We start from the raw sequence: 16,042 nt of genomic DNA, 5'->3' as shown, positions 1-16,042 counted from the left end.
GGCCTCTGCTGATTACCCTGTGTCTCTTGCAACTTGTGACAGGCGAACAGAGGTAATTGATGACGGCAGGGCAGATGAGTGCAATTGGGATCGGCTGGGATGTGCGTGGCTGGCAGGGCAGTGCCCAGGCGGTGGCCGTGGTGGGCTGGCAGGCCGGTTCCAACCGCCTGCACTGGCTCGGGGTGTCGCCGCTGTTTCGTCTGAGCTCGCGGGTGGCGCCGGATCTGGCCGCGCTGCTGCGTCCCGCCCTGCAAAATGAGTTGACCCTGATGCAGGTAGAAGCCTGCCCGCAACTGGCGCTCGGTATCGATGCGCCGCTCGCTTTTCCCCGCGCCTTGCGGGATCTGCTCAACGGCCAACCACATAGCTGCGCCGTGCCCGAACGGGAGATAGACAACCCCTACGCCTACCGCGACTGCGAGCGCTGGCTGTATCAGCAGTACGGCAAGAAGCCGCTCTCGGCTACCTTCGACCGGCTCGGCAACAACGCCACCCTGGCGCTCTCCATGCTGCCGCGACTCTCGGATCTGCAACTGGTGCCGACCGTTGCCCCGAAGGCCAGTCGTGCCGTGCTGGAGGTCTATCCGGCATTGACCAAAGTGGGCGGCAAGGCATCCCCTGCCAGACCCGAGCTGGCGGCGCTGCTGCCTGCCGATGTGGTGCCGGATACGGATCGCTACGATGCGGCGCTCTGCGCCCTGATGGCGCTGCAATATGCCGCTGGTGGCAAGGTGACGGTATTGCCTGAGCTGATTTCGCCACCCAGTGACATGCCGTGTGATGAGGGATGGGTCTATCACTTTGCCTCTCATGCTGTAGAGCACAATGGCATGTGATGGACGGTGATGCGGCGCATCATGGCGCCGCTCACCCTGTGGACGCGGGCCAAATGGCGCAAAAAACCTGTCTTTAGTCAGGAAATTGCCTGTTCATCCCGCGCCAAGGTGGCGCATCGTTATCTTCATCCGATATATTGCCCACCTTGCTGATCCTTTGCTGTGGTATTCCCGATGAAATCCGTTCTCTCTATTCAGTCCCACGTGGTCTTTGGTTGTGCCGGCAACAGCGCGGCCGTCTTCCCCATGCGTCGCCTCGGCATGGATGTATGGCCCATCAACACGGTGCAGTTTTCCAACCACACCCAATATGCCCAGGGGTGGCAGGGGATGGCGATGCCGGCGGGTCATATCAGTGCGCTGGTTGAGGGATTGGGCAATATCGAGGTGCTCGGTGGCTGTGACGCCGTGCTGAGCGGCTACCTTGGCTCCGCCGAACAGGGAGACGAGATCCTGACCGTGGTCAACGCCGTCAAGGCGGCCAACCCCGATGCCATCTACTTCTGCGACCCTGTGATGGGTCACCCGGAGAAGGGGTGTATCGTCGCTCCCGGCGTCACCCGTTTCCTGACCGAGCAGGCGTTGCCGGTGGCCGACATGATGGCCCCCAACCTGCTGGAGCTGGAGACCCTCTGTGATACCCATCTGGCAGATCTGGATCAGACCCGCGCGGCTGCCCATCAGCTGCTGGCCCGCGGCGTCAAGCTGGTGCTGGTCAAGCATCTCGGTCGTGCGGCGCAGGACTCCAGCCGCTTCGAGATGCTGCTGGCCACCCCGCAAGGGGATTACCTGATTGCCCGTCCGCTCTATGACTTTGCCCGCCAGCCGGTGGGGGTGGGCGATCTTATCAGCGCCCTGATGCTGGCCAATTTGCTGGCCGGTCACGATGCGGTCAGCGCGTTCGAGCGCACCAACGCCTCGGTGGATGCGGTGCTGCAGGAGACCTGGCGCCAGCAGGCTTACGAGCTGCAACTCATCGCCGCGCAAGATGCCTTCGCCCTGCCAGAGGTTGAAGTGCGAGCGGTGATACTGCCCTGATTGCTGCCATGTCTGAAGCAAAAGAGGTGAGCCATTGGCTCACCTCTTTTTTGTTTGTATCGCTCCCGGCTATGGGGTCAGCGGATCAACCCCTGCTCAACCAGCCAGGCAAACAGCAGACGAGAGACGGGGGAGAGCTCATCGAGGTGAGAGCTATCGAGCCAGCGCAGCTCGGCAATTTCGGCCGAGGCGATTGGGGTGCCGCTCGCTTCGCCGGTGTAGCAGCGCAGTCGCACCTCGACTCCTGCCGGTTTGCCATCGGCCTGGGCGCTGAACTCGCAGGCAAAGCGCAGGGTATCGGGCTGCAGGGTGACAGCCAGCTCCTCCTCAATCTCGCGGATCAGCGCTGCCTCGTCGCTCTCACCCGGTTCCCGCTTGCCGCCCGGGATGTAATAGATGTCCTTGCCGTGGGAGCGGGCGCAGAGCAGCTGCTGATCTTTAAAGGTGAGCCAGGCAAGTTTGTCGATCATCCGTTTTCTCTCCAATGGGGTTGCCGTGATGAGCAGTGGCGCACTCAAGCACACCGTTGTTTTGCATGCCGGCAGCCTAACAAAGATGAAGTTGAGTCCCAAGGAGAAAGAGGGAAGATGCCGGAAACGCACTGTTTCCTGCGTGGTGACCAGCGTAGCTGGAAGAGTACGCAATGGCTGTTTCACCACAGCCTTCTCGTCCCTAAAAAAGTGGGCTGGCGCACACCACGACAGGGCCGGACTGGGCGAAGGCGGGGCCCTTGTGGTTTAATCTTGCCACTTTAGCGGTAGTGGGCGACGGGCCTGCTACCTTGCGTGGTCAAGATGCAGGTGAGCAAGATGCAGATAGCAGCAGAGAGCAAATTTATCGGACTCGGGGTCGCGGGGAATTTCGCCGGTCATCTGGAGCAGGCGGGTGAAGCGTCGGACTTCGTAGCGGTAGTCGTGCGGGATACCACGGCGCCCAAGGCGCTGTTCCCATTTTTCGTGCCGGGCCATCCGGGTCAGCTCGGGGTATTCCCGTTGAGCGACAAGGCTATCTTCCTGCCGGAGGCGGCGGTCAGTGGTGACGAGAAGGTGCAGATCGAGCCGGAAGTGGCCCTCTGGTGCGAGCTGGAGTATGCCGGCAAGCAGGTGGTAGCGATCCATCCCCGTGCCTTTGGCGCCTATAACGACTGCTCCATCCGTCGTCCCAATGCCAAGAAGATCAGCGAGAAGAAGAACTGGGGCGAAGAGAGCAAGGGGTTGGCGGCCAATCTGCTGCCGCTTTCCGGTTTTGCCGTCGGTTGCGAGCTCGATGACTATCGCATCGCCTGCTATCTGGAGCGCGATGGCGAGCTGCACGCTTACGGGGTAGACAGCGCCGCCATCGACTACAGCTACTTCCACGGCAAGCTGCTCGACTGGGCCATCGACAAGTTCAACCATCAGCAGGATGAGGGGCCGGCGGAGCACATTCAGGGGCTGCTGGCGCAGGCGGGGCATCCTCCCCACGCGCTCATCAGTATCGGCGCCACCCGTTATACCTCGTTTGGCGAGACCCACTTCCTCAAGCCCGGCGACACCTCCTGTGTGGTGGTCTATCCGGGCAGCCGTTATAGCGAAGCGGATATCCGCGAGGCGATCCGTACCCGCAGCTTTGGTGCCGATGTGTCGGTGCTGCTGCAAGCGGTGCAGGCGCGCTAATCAGGTTGGCTCGCGGGGAGGCAACAGCCATCCTGCGGGCTGCAACAAAGAGTCATTGATGAAGATTGATACTGCAACGCGGGCCGATTATCCGGCCCTGATCGATCTGTGGGAGGCCTCTGTTCGGGCGACCCACCACTTCCTGCCCGAGGCCGAGATCCTGGCGCTTAAACCGCTTATTCTGGAGCACTACTTCGATGCGGTGACACTGCACTGTGCCCGCACAGAAGAGGGGCGTATTGCCGGTTTTTGCGGGCTATGCGATGGCAAGATAGAGATGCTGTTTGTGGCACCGGCGGTGCGCGGCAGTGGCGTGGGTCGCCGGCTGGTGGAACATGCCATCAGCCAGTGCGGCGCGACGCTGGTTGACGTCAATGAGCAGAACGAACAGGCGGTGGGCTTCTATCTGAAGATGGGATTCACTGTGACGGGTCGTTCGCCGCTGGATGGTCAGGGTAAGCCCTATCCGCTGCTGCATATGGCACTGGTGCCGACCTGATCGTGCCTGATGAGGCGCAGTCCCCATAAAGCAACGGGGGATGGCATCAGCCATCCCCCGTTTTTTGATCTTGTTACTTGCTGGCGACCTTGTTCACCACTTTGATCAGCCTATACCGCAGGGAGGGGGCATCGGCCGGCACATCGGTGAGCTGCTCTTTGCTGACAATGAGTTGATAGCCGTAGCCCGGCTCGAACTGGAAGCCCTCTATCTGCTGGTAGAACAGCGTCCAGGGCTGCTGCTCGTCGCTGCGAACCTGCATGCACTGCATCGGGCCAACCCCGACGCAATCGACCAGCTGGCTGTTGATATAGAGGGTCTCACCCTGTTGGACCGTGGTGCCCTGACAGGCGGTGAGCAGCAGGACGGCGCTGGCAAGCAGAGGTTTCATAAGGGCTCCTTGAGCTTAAAAGGGCATTAAAGCGGCAAACAAAAAGGCGGTCAATGACCGCCTTTGTAACAAACCATGTTGATTCAGTTCATTAGCGTTGATCAAGCGGCGTGAAGTCCCGTTGCGGGTGGCCCACGTAGAGCTGGCGCGGGCGGCCGATCTTGCTATCCGGATCGGAGTGGAACTCGTTCCAGTGGGCAATCCAGCCGATGGTACGGGAGATGGCGAAGATCACGGTGAACATGTTCATCGGGATACCGATCGCCTTCATGATGATACCGGAGTAGAAGTCCACGTTCGGGTAGAGTTTCTTCTCGATGAAGTAGGGGTCGGAGAGCGCGATGCGCTCCAGCTCCATGGCCACGTCCAGCAGCGGATCCTTGATCTGCAGCTCGGTCAGTACTTCGTGGCAGGTTTCGCGCATCACGGTGGCACGAGGGTCATGGTTCTTGTAGACACGGTGACCGAAGCCCATCAGACGGAACGGATCGTTCTTGTCCTTGGCCTTGGCGATGTACTCGGGGATGCGATCCACCGAGCCTACTTCCTCCAGCATGCGCAGGCAGGCTTCGTTGGCACCACCATGGGCCGGACCCCACAGGGAGGCGATACCTGCGGCGATACAGGCAAACGGGTTGGCACCGGAGGAGCCAGCCAGACGGACGGTTGAGGTAGAGGCATTCTGCTCGTGATCCGCATGGAGGGTAAAGATGCGGTCCATGGCGCGTTCGACCACCGGATTGACCTTGTACTCCTCGGTCGGTACCGCAAACATCATATGCAGGAAGTTGCCTGCATAGGAGAGGGCGTTGCGCGGATGCATGAACGGCTGGCCGATGGAGTACTTGTAACACATGGCCGCCAGGGTCGGCATCTTGGAGATGAGGCGGAAGGCGCAGATCTCGCGGTGCTGTTCGTTGTTGATGTCCAGGGCGTCGTGATAGAAGGCAGAGAGTGCGCCCACCACACCACACATGATGGCCATGGGGTGGGAGTCACGACGGAAGCCGCGGAAGAAGAAGGCAATCTGCTCGTGCACCATGGTATGGCGGGTCACGGTACGCTGGAAATCGGCAAACTGTGCCTTGGTGGGCGCCTCGCCGTAGAGCAGGATATAGCAGACTTCGAGGTAGTTGGACTCTTTGGCCAACTGGGCGATGGGGTAGCCACGGTGCAGCAAGACACCCTGATCCCCGTCAATGTAGGTGATGGCAGATTTGCAAGAACCGGTCGCCATAAAGCCCGGGTCAAAGGTGAAATACCCTTGCCCACCCAGCTTTCTAACATCGACAACATCCGGTCCAACGGTTCCAGAGAGGATCGGCAGTTCAACCGGATCTTTCCCGGGCAGGTGTAGGGTGGCTATCTTATCAGCCATAGCACGTCTCCTTTGCTCTTTATAATTTGGTTCCAGTCCTACTCTATTACGACTTTTATGACGCTGGCAAAGGTTGTTACCCATACCGAGGTGGCTGGAGCGCCCTATTTGAAACAGAGTTCCCTATCAATGTCAATTTTGCTGGGGCGGCATTAAAGGCATTAACGGAATGTTAAATTAAATATGCGATCAAGTTTGCGGTTTTGTGTTTTCTTTGTAGCTGTTTGATTGTCTTCGGTTAAGGCCGTCGATATACTGCGCCACGTGGGTCATGGCTGCTGGTGTTTGAAACGCTTTGGCAAAGCCTGATGTGAAACCAAAAATTCGCGTTTTGGCTTTTTCAGAGTGTTTTGGTAACAAATAGCCAACAATCACCATCCCGTGCCCTCAAGTGTGAGTTAAAACAATAACTAACGTGCTCAATAGAGCTGAGTGGGCAAGCGTGAAAAACAAACAGAGACCGGTCAACCTCGACCTACAAACGATCAGCTTTCCTGTCACTGCCATCGCCTCCATCCTGCACCGTGTTTCAGGGGTTATTACCTTTGTTGCACTGGGCATCTTGCTGTGGATGCTTGGCACTTCACTCGCCTCTCCCGAAGGATTTGAGACCGTGGTGTCCATCATGGACAACTTCCTGGTCAAATTCGTATTGTGGGGGATCCTGACTGCGCTGGCTTACCACATTGTGGGCGGTTTGCGTCATCTGGTCATGGACATGGGCTATTGGGAAGAGCTGGAATCCGGTAATCAGAGTGCCCGTGTGGCCTTCGTGATCACCGCGATCCTGGCTGTATTAGCGGGAGTGCTTGTATGGTAACCAATTCTGCAACTTTCGGGCGCAGCGGCGTTCACGATTACATCCTGATCCGCGCCACCGCCCTCATCATGACCTGCTATGTCCTCTATCTGGTGAGTTTTGTCGCGTTCAACGACATCACCTTTGAGGTGTGGACAGGTTTCTTCGCCAATACCTTCACCAAGGTATTCACCCTGTTGGCCCTGCTCTGCGTACTGATCCATGCCTGGATCGGTCTGTGGCAGGTGTTGACCGACTATATCAAGCCGGTAGGGCTGCGCGGGGCGCTGCAATTTGCCCTGGTCGTGGTGCTGTTTGTCTATCTGATGACGGGTTTCGTCGTGCTGTGGGGTGTGTAAGGTGACTATTCCAACTCGTGAATTTGATGCTGTGGTGATTGGTGCCGGTGGTGCCGGTATGCGCGCCGCGTTGCAGATTGCCCAGTCCGGCAAGAGCTGCGCTCTGTTGTCCAAGGTTTTTCCAACCCGTTCTCACACGGTTTCCGCCCAAGGCGGTATCACGGTTGCGCTGGGCAATGCCCACGATGACAACTGGCAGTGGCACATGTATGACACGGTAAAAGGTTCCGATTACATCGGTGATCAGGAAGCCATTGAATACATGTGCAAAACCGGCCCCGAAGCCGTCTATGAGCTGGAGAACATGGGCTTGCCCTTCTCCCGTTTCGATAACGGGTCTGTCTACCAGCGTCCGTTTGGTGGTCAGTCCAAGAATTTCGGTGGCGAGCAGGCTGCTCGTACCGCAGCGGCCGCCGACCGTACCGGTCACGCCCTGCTGCACACCCTTTACCAACAGAACGTCAAGAACAAGACCACCGTCTTCTCCGAGTGGTATGCGCTGGATCTGGTGAAAAACCAGGATGGCCATGTGGTGGGTTGTACTGCCATCGATATGGAGAGCGGTGAAGTGGTCTACTTCAAGGCCAAGGCCACCGTGCTGGCGACTGGCGGTGCCGGTCGTATCTACCAGTCCACCACCAATGCCCACATTAACACAGGTGACGGTGTCGGTATGGCGCTGCGTGCTGGCGTCGGCGTGCAGGATATGGAAATGTGGCAGTTCCACCCGACCGGCATCGCCGGGGCAGGGGTGCTGGTAACCGAAGGCTGCCGTGGTGAAGGCGGCTATCTGCTCAATAAAGATGGCGAGCGCTTCATGGAGCGTTACGCCCCGAACGCCAAGGACTTGGCCGGCCGCGACGTGGTGGCCCGCTCCATCATGATCGAGATCCGTGAAGGCCGTGGCTGCGACGGTCCCTGGGGCCCGCACATCAAGCTCAAGCTGGATCACCTCGGCAAAGAGGTGCTGGAATCCCGTCTGCCGGGGATCTGCGAGCTCTCTCGCACCTTCGCCCACGTGGATCCGGTCAAAGAGCCGATCCCGATCATCCCGACCTGCCACTACATGATGGGTGGCGTGCCGACCAACGTGAATGGCCAGTGCCTGACCCAGGACAAGAACGGCAACGATGTGCCGGTGGTCGGTCTGTTTGCTGTGGGCGAGATTGCCTGCGTCTCGGTGCACGGCGCCAACCGTCTGGGTGGCAACTCCCTGCTGGATCTGGTGGTGTTCGGCCGCGCTGCCGGCATGCATCTGGTCAACACCCTGGGCGAGATGGATCACGGCCGCGATGCTTCCGAGTCGGATCTGGATGCCGCACTGGCCCGCTTCAACCGCTGGGAAAATTGCCGTGACGGGGAAGACCCGGTGCAGATCCGCAAAGACCTGCAGCGCTGCATGCAGAACAACTTCTCCGTATTCCGCGAAGGTGCGGCGATGGCAGAAGGGTTGGCCGAGCTCAAGGTTATCCGCGAACGCCTCAAGTCAGCCCGTCTGGATGACACCTCCAAAGAGTTCAACACCCAGCGCATCGAGTGCCTGGAGCTGGACAACCTGATGGAGACGGCGTTTGCCACGGCGGTTGCCGCCAACTTCCGTACCGAGAGTCGCGGTGCTCACTGCCGCTTTGACTTCCCGGATCGCGACGATGAGAACTGGCTGTGCCACAGCCTCTATCATCCGGACACCGAGTCCATGACCCGTCGCGCTGTCAACATGTCACCCAAGACCCGTGAGGCGTTCCCGCCCAAGGTCCGGACTTACTGATTGCGGAGCCAGCCCTATGAACGTCACATTCTCTGTCTACAGATACAATCCGGATGTTGATAACGTCCCCCATATGAAGGAATATCGTCTTGATATTCCTGAAGGTTCCGACATGATGGTGCTCGACGCACTGATCCAGTTGAAAGAGCTGGATCCCACGCTCGCCTTCCGCCGCTCTTGCCGCGAAGGGGTCTGTGGATCAGATGGTCTCAACATGAATGGCAAGAACGGTCTTGCCTGTATCACCCCGCTCTCCGACCTGCTGAAGAAGGGCAATAACGTCGTTATCCGCCCCTTGCCCGGCCTGCCGGTGATCCGTGATCTGGTGATCGACATGACCCAGTTCTACACCCAGTGGGAGAAGGTCAAACCCTTCCTCATCAATGATGACAAGTTGCCGCCGGTGCGTGAGCACCTGCAATCCCCCGAAGAGCGCGCCAAGCTTGACGGCCTGTACGAGTGCATTCTCTGTGCCTGCTGCTCCACTTCGTGCCCCTCCTTCTGGTGGAATCCCGACAAGTTCATCGGTCCGGCCGGGCTGCTCGCCGCCTACCGCTGGCTGGCTGACAGCCGCGACACCGCGACCACCGAACGACTGGGGAATCTGGACGACGCCTTCAGCGTGTTCCGCTGCCATGGCATCATGAACTGCGTGAACGTCTGTCCGAAAGGCTTGAACCCGACCAAGGCGATTGGCCAGATCAAGTCGATGTTGCTCAATCGGGCTGTTTAGTATCAGGGCCGGCCACGTGCTGGCCCGACCTCTGGATAGCCATCCCACCCGTGGCAGGATGGCTATTTGACCCCTACAAGCTGCGCAGCAGTAACAAGAAGTACAAGGGATAGAAATGCATAACGGCGTGATGAAGGCCTGGTTGGAGTCATCTCACCTGGCTGGTGCGAATGCAAGCTATATCGAGGATTTGTACGAATCCTTCCTGGAAAATCCTGACTCCGTGTCCGACGAGTGGCGCAGCCTGTTTAGCGAGCTGCCCCAGGTCAATGGCCATGCGGTTGAACAACCCCACTCCCAGGTCCGCGATTATTTCCGTCGTCTGGCCAAGGATCCCTCTCGCTACAGTGCCCCCGTCTCCGATCCGCAAGTGGATGCCAAGCAGGTGCGGGTATTGCAGCTGATCAACGCCTTCCGTTTCCGTGGTCACCAGAATGCCAATCTGGACCCGCTGGGCCTGTGGCAGCGTGAAACCGTTGCCGAACTGGATCCTGCGTTCCACAACCTGCAGGGCGCAGATATGGAGGCCACCTTCAATGTGGGCTCCTACGCCATCGGTCGCGAGACCATGGTGCTCTCCGACCTCTACGCCTCGCTGAAGAAGACCTATTGCGGCTCCATCGGCGCCGACTACATGCACCTCACCTCCACGGAAGAGAAGCGCTGGCTGCAACAGCGTCTCGAATCCATTGAAGGGAAGGGGAGCTACACCCTCGAAGAGAAGACCCGTTTCCTCGAGAGCCTGACCGCCGCCGAAGGGCTGGAGAAATATCTGGGCGCCAAGTTCCCGGGAGCCAAGCGCTTCTCGCTGGAAGGTGGCGACGCCATGATCCCCATGCTGAAAGAGCTGATCCGTCGCGCCGGTGAGCAGGGCTGTAAAGAGGCCGTTATCGGTATGGCCCACCGCGGTCGCCTCAACGTGCTGATCAACGTGCTGGGCAAGCGTGCGCAGGATCTGTTCGACGAGTTTGCCGGCAAGCATGGTGAATCCTGGGGCACCGGTGATGTGAAGTACCATATGGGCTTCTCCTCCGACTTCGCCACCCCGGGTGGCAACGTCCACCTTGCGCTGGCGTTCAACCCCTCTCACCTCGAAATCGTCAACCCTGTGGTCATCGGCTCGGTCCGTGCCCGTATGGATCGTCGCGGTGACAAGGATGGCTCCAGCGTGTTGCCCATCACCATTCACGGTGACTCGGCCATGGCCGGTCAGGGCGTGGTGGCCGAGACCTTCAACATGTCCCAGACCCGTGCCTATGGTGTCGGCGGGACGGTGCGCATCGTCATCAACAACCAGGTTGGTTTCACCACCTCCTATATCCGTGACCTGCGTTCCACCGAATATTGCACCGACATCGCCAAGGCGGTGCAGGCGCCGGTGCTGCATGTCAACGGGGATGATCCGGAAGCCGTGGTGCTGGTGACCCAGATTGCGCTGGATTACCGCAACACCTTCAAACGCGACGTGGTGATCGAGCTGGTCTGCTACCGTCGTCACGGTCACAACGAGGCGGATGAGCCGAGCGCGACCCAGCCGCTGATGTACCAGAAGATCAAGCAGCACCCGACCCCGCGCAAGATCTACGCCGATCAGCTGGTGGCCGAGGGGAGCCTCGCTCAGGAGCGGGCGACCGAACTGGTCAACGAGTATCGCGAAGCGCTGGATCGCGGCGAGCGGGTGAGCAAGGAGTGGCGGCCGATGGAGTTGCACTCCGTCGACTGGACCCCTTATCTGGGCCACGACTGGAACATGGCCTATGAGAGTGCCGTGCCGATGGATCACCTCAAGAGCCTCGGCGAGCGGGTGAGCCAGTATCCGGCGACCCACGTGCTGCAGCGTCAGGTCGAGAAAATTTACGAAGACCGCCGTCTGATGGCCGCTGGCGAGAAGCTGGTGGATTGGGGCTTTGCCGAAACCCTGGCCTACGCCACTCTGGTGGACAAGGGGTCCCGCATCCGCTTTACCGGTGAAGATTCCGGCCGTGGCACCTTCTTCCACCGCCACGCCGTGCTGCACAGCCAGACCGATGCCAGCACCTACACCCCGCTGTGCAACCTGCACGACGAGCAAGGCCCGTTCGAGGTGTATGACTCTGTGCTGACCGAGAACGCGGTACTGGCCTTTGAATATGGTTATGCCAGCGCCGAGCCGGCTGGCCTCACCATCTGGGAAGCCCAGTTTGGTGACTTCGCCAACTGTGCCCAGGTGGTAGTGGATCAGTTCCTCTCCTCCGGTGAGCAGAAGTGGGGCCGGATGTGCGGTCTGACCATGTTGCTGCCGCACGGTTACGAAGGGCAGGGGCCGGAGCACTCCTCCGCCCGTCTGGAGCGTTATCTGCAGATGTGCGCCCAGCACAACATGCAGGTGTGCGTGCCCTCTACCCCGGCGCAGGTGTTCCATATGCTGCGTCGCCAGGTAGTGCGTCCGATGCGCCGTCCGCTCATCGTCATGACGCCCAAATCCCTGCTGCGCCACCCGCTGGCGGTGAGCAAGCTCGAAGAGCTGGCGGAAGGTACTTTCCAGAACGCCATCGGCGAGATCGACGCGCTTGATCCGAAAGCGGTCAAGCGGGTGGTGTTCTGCTCCGGCAAGGTCTACTACGACCTGCTCGATGCCCGTCGCAAGGCCGAGCAGCAAGATGTGGCACTGGTACGTATCGAGCAGCTCTACCCCTTCCCGGAAGAGGAAGTGCGCGCCATTCTGGCCGATTACAGCCACGTCACCGACTTTGTCTGGTGTCAGGAAGAGCCGCAGAACCAGGGGGCCTGGTACTGCACCCGTCACCACTACGATGGCGTGCTGCCAGCCGGAGCTACCCTGCGTTATGCCGGTCGCCCCGCGTCAGCCTCACCGGCCGTCGGTTATATGTCTGTCCACGCCAAGCAGCAAAAAGCCTTGGTGGAAGATGCCCTTACCCTGTAAAGCCTCTGGCATAGAAGTAAAAAGGAACTGATTGGATGACTATCGAAATCAAGGTACCGGATCTGCCGGAATCAGTGGCGGATGCCACCATTGCCACCTGGCACAAGAAGCCGGGTGATCTGGTTGCCCGTGATGAAGTGCTGGTCGACATCGAAACCGACAAGGTGGTGCTGGAAGTGCCGGCACCGCAAGCTGGCGTGCTGGGCGACATCCTGCAGGCAGAGGGGGCGACCGTCCTCTCCCGCCAGCTGATCGCCACCATCAAGGCGGCTGCCGTGGCCGGTGAAGAGACCAAAGAGAAGCCGGCCGAAGCGGTTGTCGATGATGGCGCCGATGGCCTGAGCCCCTCCGTGCGCCGTCTCATTGGCGAGCACGACATCGATGTGGCCAAGCTGACTGGCACCGGCAAAGGCGGTCGCATCACCAAGGATGATGTGGAAGCCTACATCAAGGCGCTGAGCAAGCCTGCCGCAGCCGCGCCGGTTGCTGCTGCGCCGGTCGCCCCGGTTGCCGCACTGGCCGGTCGCAGCGAGAAGCGGGTGCCGATGACCCGTCTGCGCAAGCGCATCGCCGAGCGTCTGCTGGAAGCGAAAAACACCACCGCCATGCTGACCACCTTCAACGAGGTCAACATGAAGCCCATCATGGATCTGCGCAAGCAGTACGGCGAGATCTTCGAGAAGAAGCACGGCATCAAGCTCGGCTTCATGTCCTTCTACGTGAAGGCGGTAGTGGAGTCCCTCAAGCGCTACCCGGAAGTGAACGCCGGGCTGGATGGTGACGACATCGTCTACCACAACTACTTCGACGTCAGCATCGCCGTCTCCACCCCCCGTGGTCTGGTGACCCCGGTGCTGCGCGATTGCGACAACATGAGCCTGGCCGACATCGAGAAGGCCATCAAGGATCTGGCCGGCAAGGGCCGCGACGGCAAACTGACCGTGGATGAGCTGACTGGCGGCAACTTCACCATCACCAACGGTGGCGTGTTCGGCTCCCTGATGTCCACCCCGATCATCAACCCGCCCCAGAGCGCCATTCTGGGCATGCATAAGATCCAGGATCGTCCGATGGCCGTTGACGGCAAGGTCGAGATCCTGCCGATGATGTATCTGGCGCTCTCCTACGATCACCGTCTCATCGACGGACGCGAATCGGTAGGCTTCCTGGTCTCCGTCAAGGAGCTGCTGGAAGACCCGACCCGTCTGTTGCTGGACGTCTAAGCCTGTGGCTCCCGGGCAAGGGGTTTGCGCCCCGAGCCGGATGTGCTGCTGGACGTTTGAGTAATACCCGAGCGATTGAAAGATAACGAGGGGCCGCCCAGGCCCCCATTCACAGGGGATTGAGAAACACCAGCCCCGGACGGAAATACCTACAACACGGATAGAGCATCTATGAATCTGCATGAATATCAGGCAAAACAGCTGTTTGCCGAGTATGGCCTGCCGGTCTCCGAAGGTTATGCCTGTGCTACCCCACAAGAAGCGGCCGAAGCGGCCGACAAGATTGGCGGCAATACCTGGGTCGTCAAATGCCAGGTACACGCCGGTGGCCGCGGTAAAGCGGGCGGCGTGAAAGTGGCCAAGAGCAAGGATGAGATCCGTGCTTTCGCCCAGAACTGGCTTGGCAAGAATCTGGTGACCTACCAGACCGACGCCAACGGCCAGCCGGTCACCAAGATCCTGGTGGAATCTTGCACCGACATCGCCAAAGAGCTCTACCTGGGCGCCGTGGTTGACCGTGGCTCTCGCCGCGTGGTCTTCATGGCCTCGACCGAAGGTGGCGTGGACATCGAGAAGATCGCCCACGAAACCCCCCATCTGATCCACAAGGCGGCTATCGATCCGCTGGTGGGTCCGCAGGCTTATCAGGCCCGCGAACTGGCCTTCAAACTGGGTCTGGTCGGCGATCAGATCAAACAGTTCACCAAGATCTTCATGGGTCTGGGCCAAATGTTCCTGGATTGCGATTTCGCGCTGCTGGAGATCAACCCGCTGGTGATCACCGCGCAGGGCAACCTGCACTGCCTGGATGGCAAGATCAACATCGACGCCAACGCACTGTATCGTCAGCCCAAGCTGCGCGAGATGCACGACCCGTCACAGGATGACCCCCGCGAAGCGCACGCCGCCCAGTGGGAGCTGAACTATGTGGCCCTCGATGGCAACATCGGCTGCATGGTCAACGGCGCAGGTCTTGCCATGGGCACCATGGACATCGTCAACCTGCACGGCGGCAAGCCGGCCAACTTCCTTGACGTCGGCGGCGGCGCCACCAAGGAGCGCGTAACCGAGGCGTTCAAGATCATCCTCTCCGACAGCAACGTCAAAGCGGTGCTGGTCAACATCTTCGGCGGCATCGTGCGCTGCGACATGATCGCGGAAGGCATCATAGGTGCGGTTAAGGAAGTGGGGGTCAAGGTGCCCGTCGTGGTCCGTCTGGAAGGCAACAACGCCGAGCTGGGTGGTATCAAGCTGGCCGAGAGCGGCCTCAACATCATTGCGGCCAAGAGTCTGACCGATGCCGCGCAGCAAGTCGTCAAAGCAGCGGAGGCCAACTGATGAGCGTACTGATCAACAAGGACACCCGAGTCATCTGCCAGGGCTTTACCGGCGGTCAGGGTACTTTCCACTCCGAGCAGGCGCTCTCCTACGGTACCCAGCTGGTGGGCGGTGTCTCCCCGGGCAAGGGCGGCACCACCCATCTGGGCCTGCCGGTGTTCAACACCGTCCGTGACGCGGTCGAAGCGACTGGCGCTACCGCCTCCGTCATCTATGTTCCGGCACCGTTTTGCAAGGACGCGATCCTGGAAGCGATCGACGCAGGCATCAAGCTGATTGTCACCATCACCGAAGGCATCCCGACTCTGGATATGCTGGACGTCAAAGTGAAGCTGCAAGAGACCGGCGTGCGGATGATCGGCCCCAACTGCCCGGGCGTGATCACTCCGGGTGAGTGCAAGATCGGCATCATGCCGGGCCACATTCACAAGCCGGGCAAGGTGGGCATCGTCTCCCGCTCCGGCACCCTGACCTACGAAGCGGTCAAGCAGACCACTGACGAAGGCTTTGGCCAGTCCACCTGCGTCGGTATCGGTGGCGACCCCATCCCGGGCTCCAACTTTATCGACATTCTGGAGATGTTCCAGAATGACCCGCAGACCGAAGCGATCGTGATGATCGGCGAGATCGGCGGCAACGCCGAGGAAGACGCGGCCGCCTATATCAAGGCCCACGTCACCAAGCCGGTGGTCTCCTATATCGCCGGTGTTACTGCCCCTCCCGGCAAGCGGATGGGCCACGCTGGCGCCATCATCTCCGGTGGCAAGGGTACCGCCGCCGAGAAGTTTGCCGCGCTGGAAGATGCTGGCGTGAAAACCGTCCGCTCCTTGGCCGATATCGGCAAGGCCCTGCGCGAAGTAACCGGCTGGTAATTCCTGTTAGCCCGTTATCTCTAATAAAAATGCCGCCCGATGGGCGGCTTTTTTATTACTTTATTAAAGCGCATTTTATCTATAGCTAGACCTTAGATTATTCTCAAAGTAGGATATGGAAAATTCAGTATGATAACGTTTTTTATTTTAGTGAGATGTATTGTTTATGATTAAATTATTTGACACAAATCAAAGCAAAACTGTACTGTCTAAGTTTAGACAAAGAATTG

General features: G+C 59.5%; 16 protein-coding genes. 12 read left to right on the top strand and 4 right to left on the bottom strand.

Translation table 11 applies throughout. From position 1 onward, the window contains the following. The first annotated feature begins 59 nt into the window (after nucleotides 1-59). Together G5168_RS11785 and pdxY are read left to right on the top strand one after the other, a co-directional pair. Nucleotides 60-836, top strand: a complete 777-nt coding sequence (locus G5168_RS11785; RefSeq protein ID WP_421252253.1) for a DUF429 domain-containing protein — start codon at nucleotides 60-62, stop codon at nucleotides 834-836. 174 nt (nucleotides 837-1,010) lie between these two features. Next, nucleotides 1,011-1,874 carry a pyridoxal kinase PdxY gene (pdxY, locus tag G5168_RS11780; RefSeq protein ID WP_421252252.1) on the top strand — a complete coding sequence of 288 codons (864 nt, stop codon included), beginning with the start codon at nucleotides 1,011-1,013 and terminating at the stop codon, nucleotides 1,872-1,874. A 77-nt stretch (nucleotides 1,875-1,951) separates the two neighbouring features. Here the strand turns inward: pdxY and G5168_RS11775 are convergent, their stop codons facing one another. Beyond that, entirely contained in the window at nucleotides 1,952-2,344 is a 393-nt protein-coding gene (locus G5168_RS11775; RefSeq protein ID WP_139478043.1) for an NUDIX hydrolase, read from the bottom strand. A 339-nt stretch (nucleotides 2,345-2,683) separates the two neighbouring features. On the opposite strand from G5168_RS11775, the gene G5168_RS11770 reads away from it, so the two are divergent. Then, entirely contained in the window at nucleotides 2,684-3,529 is an 846-nt protein-coding gene (locus G5168_RS11770) for a DUF5718 family protein (protein WP_421252251.1), read from the top strand. A 58-nt stretch (nucleotides 3,530-3,587) separates the two neighbouring features. Next, nucleotides 3,588-4,028: an acetyltransferase gene (locus G5168_RS11765; RefSeq protein ID WP_421252250.1), complete on the top strand. Its 441-nt coding sequence runs from the start codon at nucleotides 3,588-3,590 to the stop codon at nucleotides 4,026-4,028. A gap of 73 nt (nucleotides 4,029-4,101) precedes the next feature. On the opposite strand, the gene G5168_RS11760 is transcribed toward G5168_RS11765, so the two are convergent. From G5168_RS11760 to G5168_RS11750, 3 genes are all read right to left on the bottom strand, one after another. After that, nucleotides 4,102-4,419, bottom strand: a complete 318-nt coding sequence (locus G5168_RS11760) for a DUF4377 domain-containing protein (RefSeq protein ID WP_421252249.1) — start codon at nucleotides 4,417-4,419, stop codon at nucleotides 4,102-4,104. A gap of 91 nt (nucleotides 4,420-4,510) precedes the next feature. Beyond that, complete coding sequence (locus G5168_RS11755) at nucleotides 4,511-5,797, bottom strand: citrate synthase (RefSeq protein WP_005346116.1); 1,287 nt, start codon at nucleotides 5,795-5,797, stop codon at nucleotides 4,511-4,513. 189 nt (nucleotides 5,798-5,986) lie between these two features. Next, nucleotides 5,987-6,175, bottom strand: a complete 189-nt coding sequence (locus G5168_RS11750) for a hypothetical protein (protein ID WP_216953465.1) — start codon at nucleotides 6,173-6,175, stop codon at nucleotides 5,987-5,989. A 64-nt stretch (nucleotides 6,176-6,239) separates the two neighbouring features. Between G5168_RS11750 and sdhC the strand changes: the two genes are divergently transcribed. The 8 genes from sdhC to sucD all read left to right on the top strand — a co-directional run bounded on the left by sdhC (nucleotide 6,240) and on the right by sucD (nucleotide 15,812). Next, a complete protein-coding gene (sdhC, locus tag G5168_RS11745) occupies nucleotides 6,240-6,617 on the top strand; it encodes a succinate dehydrogenase cytochrome b556 subunit (protein WP_005346101.1) in 378 nt (125 codons plus the stop codon). Continuing rightward, nucleotides 6,611-6,955, top strand: a complete 345-nt coding sequence (gene sdhD, locus G5168_RS11740) for a succinate dehydrogenase, hydrophobic membrane anchor protein (RefSeq protein WP_005346100.1) — start codon at nucleotides 6,611-6,613, stop codon at nucleotides 6,953-6,955. Before sdhC ends, sdhD begins: the two co-directional genes overlap by 7 nt. Nucleotide 6,956: 1 nt before the next feature. Beyond that, a complete protein-coding gene (gene sdhA / locus G5168_RS11735) occupies nucleotides 6,957-8,723 on the top strand; it encodes a succinate dehydrogenase flavoprotein subunit (RefSeq protein WP_421252248.1) in 1,767 nt (588 codons plus the stop codon). 16 nt (nucleotides 8,724-8,739) lie between these two features. Then, nucleotides 8,740-9,456 carry a succinate dehydrogenase iron-sulfur subunit gene (locus G5168_RS11730; RefSeq protein ID WP_005333549.1) on the top strand — a complete coding sequence of 239 codons (717 nt, stop codon included), beginning with the start codon at nucleotides 8,740-8,742 and terminating at the stop codon, nucleotides 9,454-9,456. A 115-nt stretch (nucleotides 9,457-9,571) separates the two neighbouring features. Continuing rightward, nucleotides 9,572-12,379, top strand: coding sequence for a 2-oxoglutarate dehydrogenase E1 component (gene sucA, locus G5168_RS11725; protein WP_005333548.1), 2,808 nt, complete (start codon nucleotides 9,572-9,574; stop codon nucleotides 12,377-12,379). A 35-nt stretch (nucleotides 12,380-12,414) separates the two neighbouring features. Next, on the top strand, nucleotides 12,415-13,602 hold the full coding sequence (gene odhB / locus G5168_RS11720; RefSeq protein ID WP_323064220.1) for a 2-oxoglutarate dehydrogenase complex dihydrolipoyllysine-residue succinyltransferase: 1,188 nt from the start codon (nucleotides 12,415-12,417) through the stop codon (nucleotides 13,600-13,602). A 171-nt stretch (nucleotides 13,603-13,773) separates the two neighbouring features. Continuing rightward, complete coding sequence (gene sucC, locus G5168_RS11715) at nucleotides 13,774-14,940, top strand: ADP-forming succinate--CoA ligase subunit beta (RefSeq protein WP_005361097.1); 1,167 nt, start codon at nucleotides 13,774-13,776, stop codon at nucleotides 14,938-14,940. Then, the gene (gene sucD / locus G5168_RS11710) at nucleotides 14,940-15,812 is read left to right on the top strand and encodes a succinate--CoA ligase subunit alpha (protein WP_005333542.1); all 873 of its coding nucleotides are present in this window, start codon (nucleotides 14,940-14,942) and stop codon (nucleotides 15,810-15,812) included. Before sucC ends, sucD begins: the two co-directional genes overlap by 1 nt. Nucleotides 15,813-16,042: the final 230 nt, after the last annotated feature.

The sequence above is a fragment of the Aeromonas sp. 600724 genome, from assembly GCF_049175135.1.
Classification (GTDB): Bacteria; Pseudomonadota; Gammaproteobacteria; order Enterobacterales; family Aeromonadaceae; genus Aeromonas; species Aeromonas veronii_A.
Note: the sequence above shows the minus strand (reverse complement) of the source record. Positions and strands in the feature narration are given on the sequence as shown.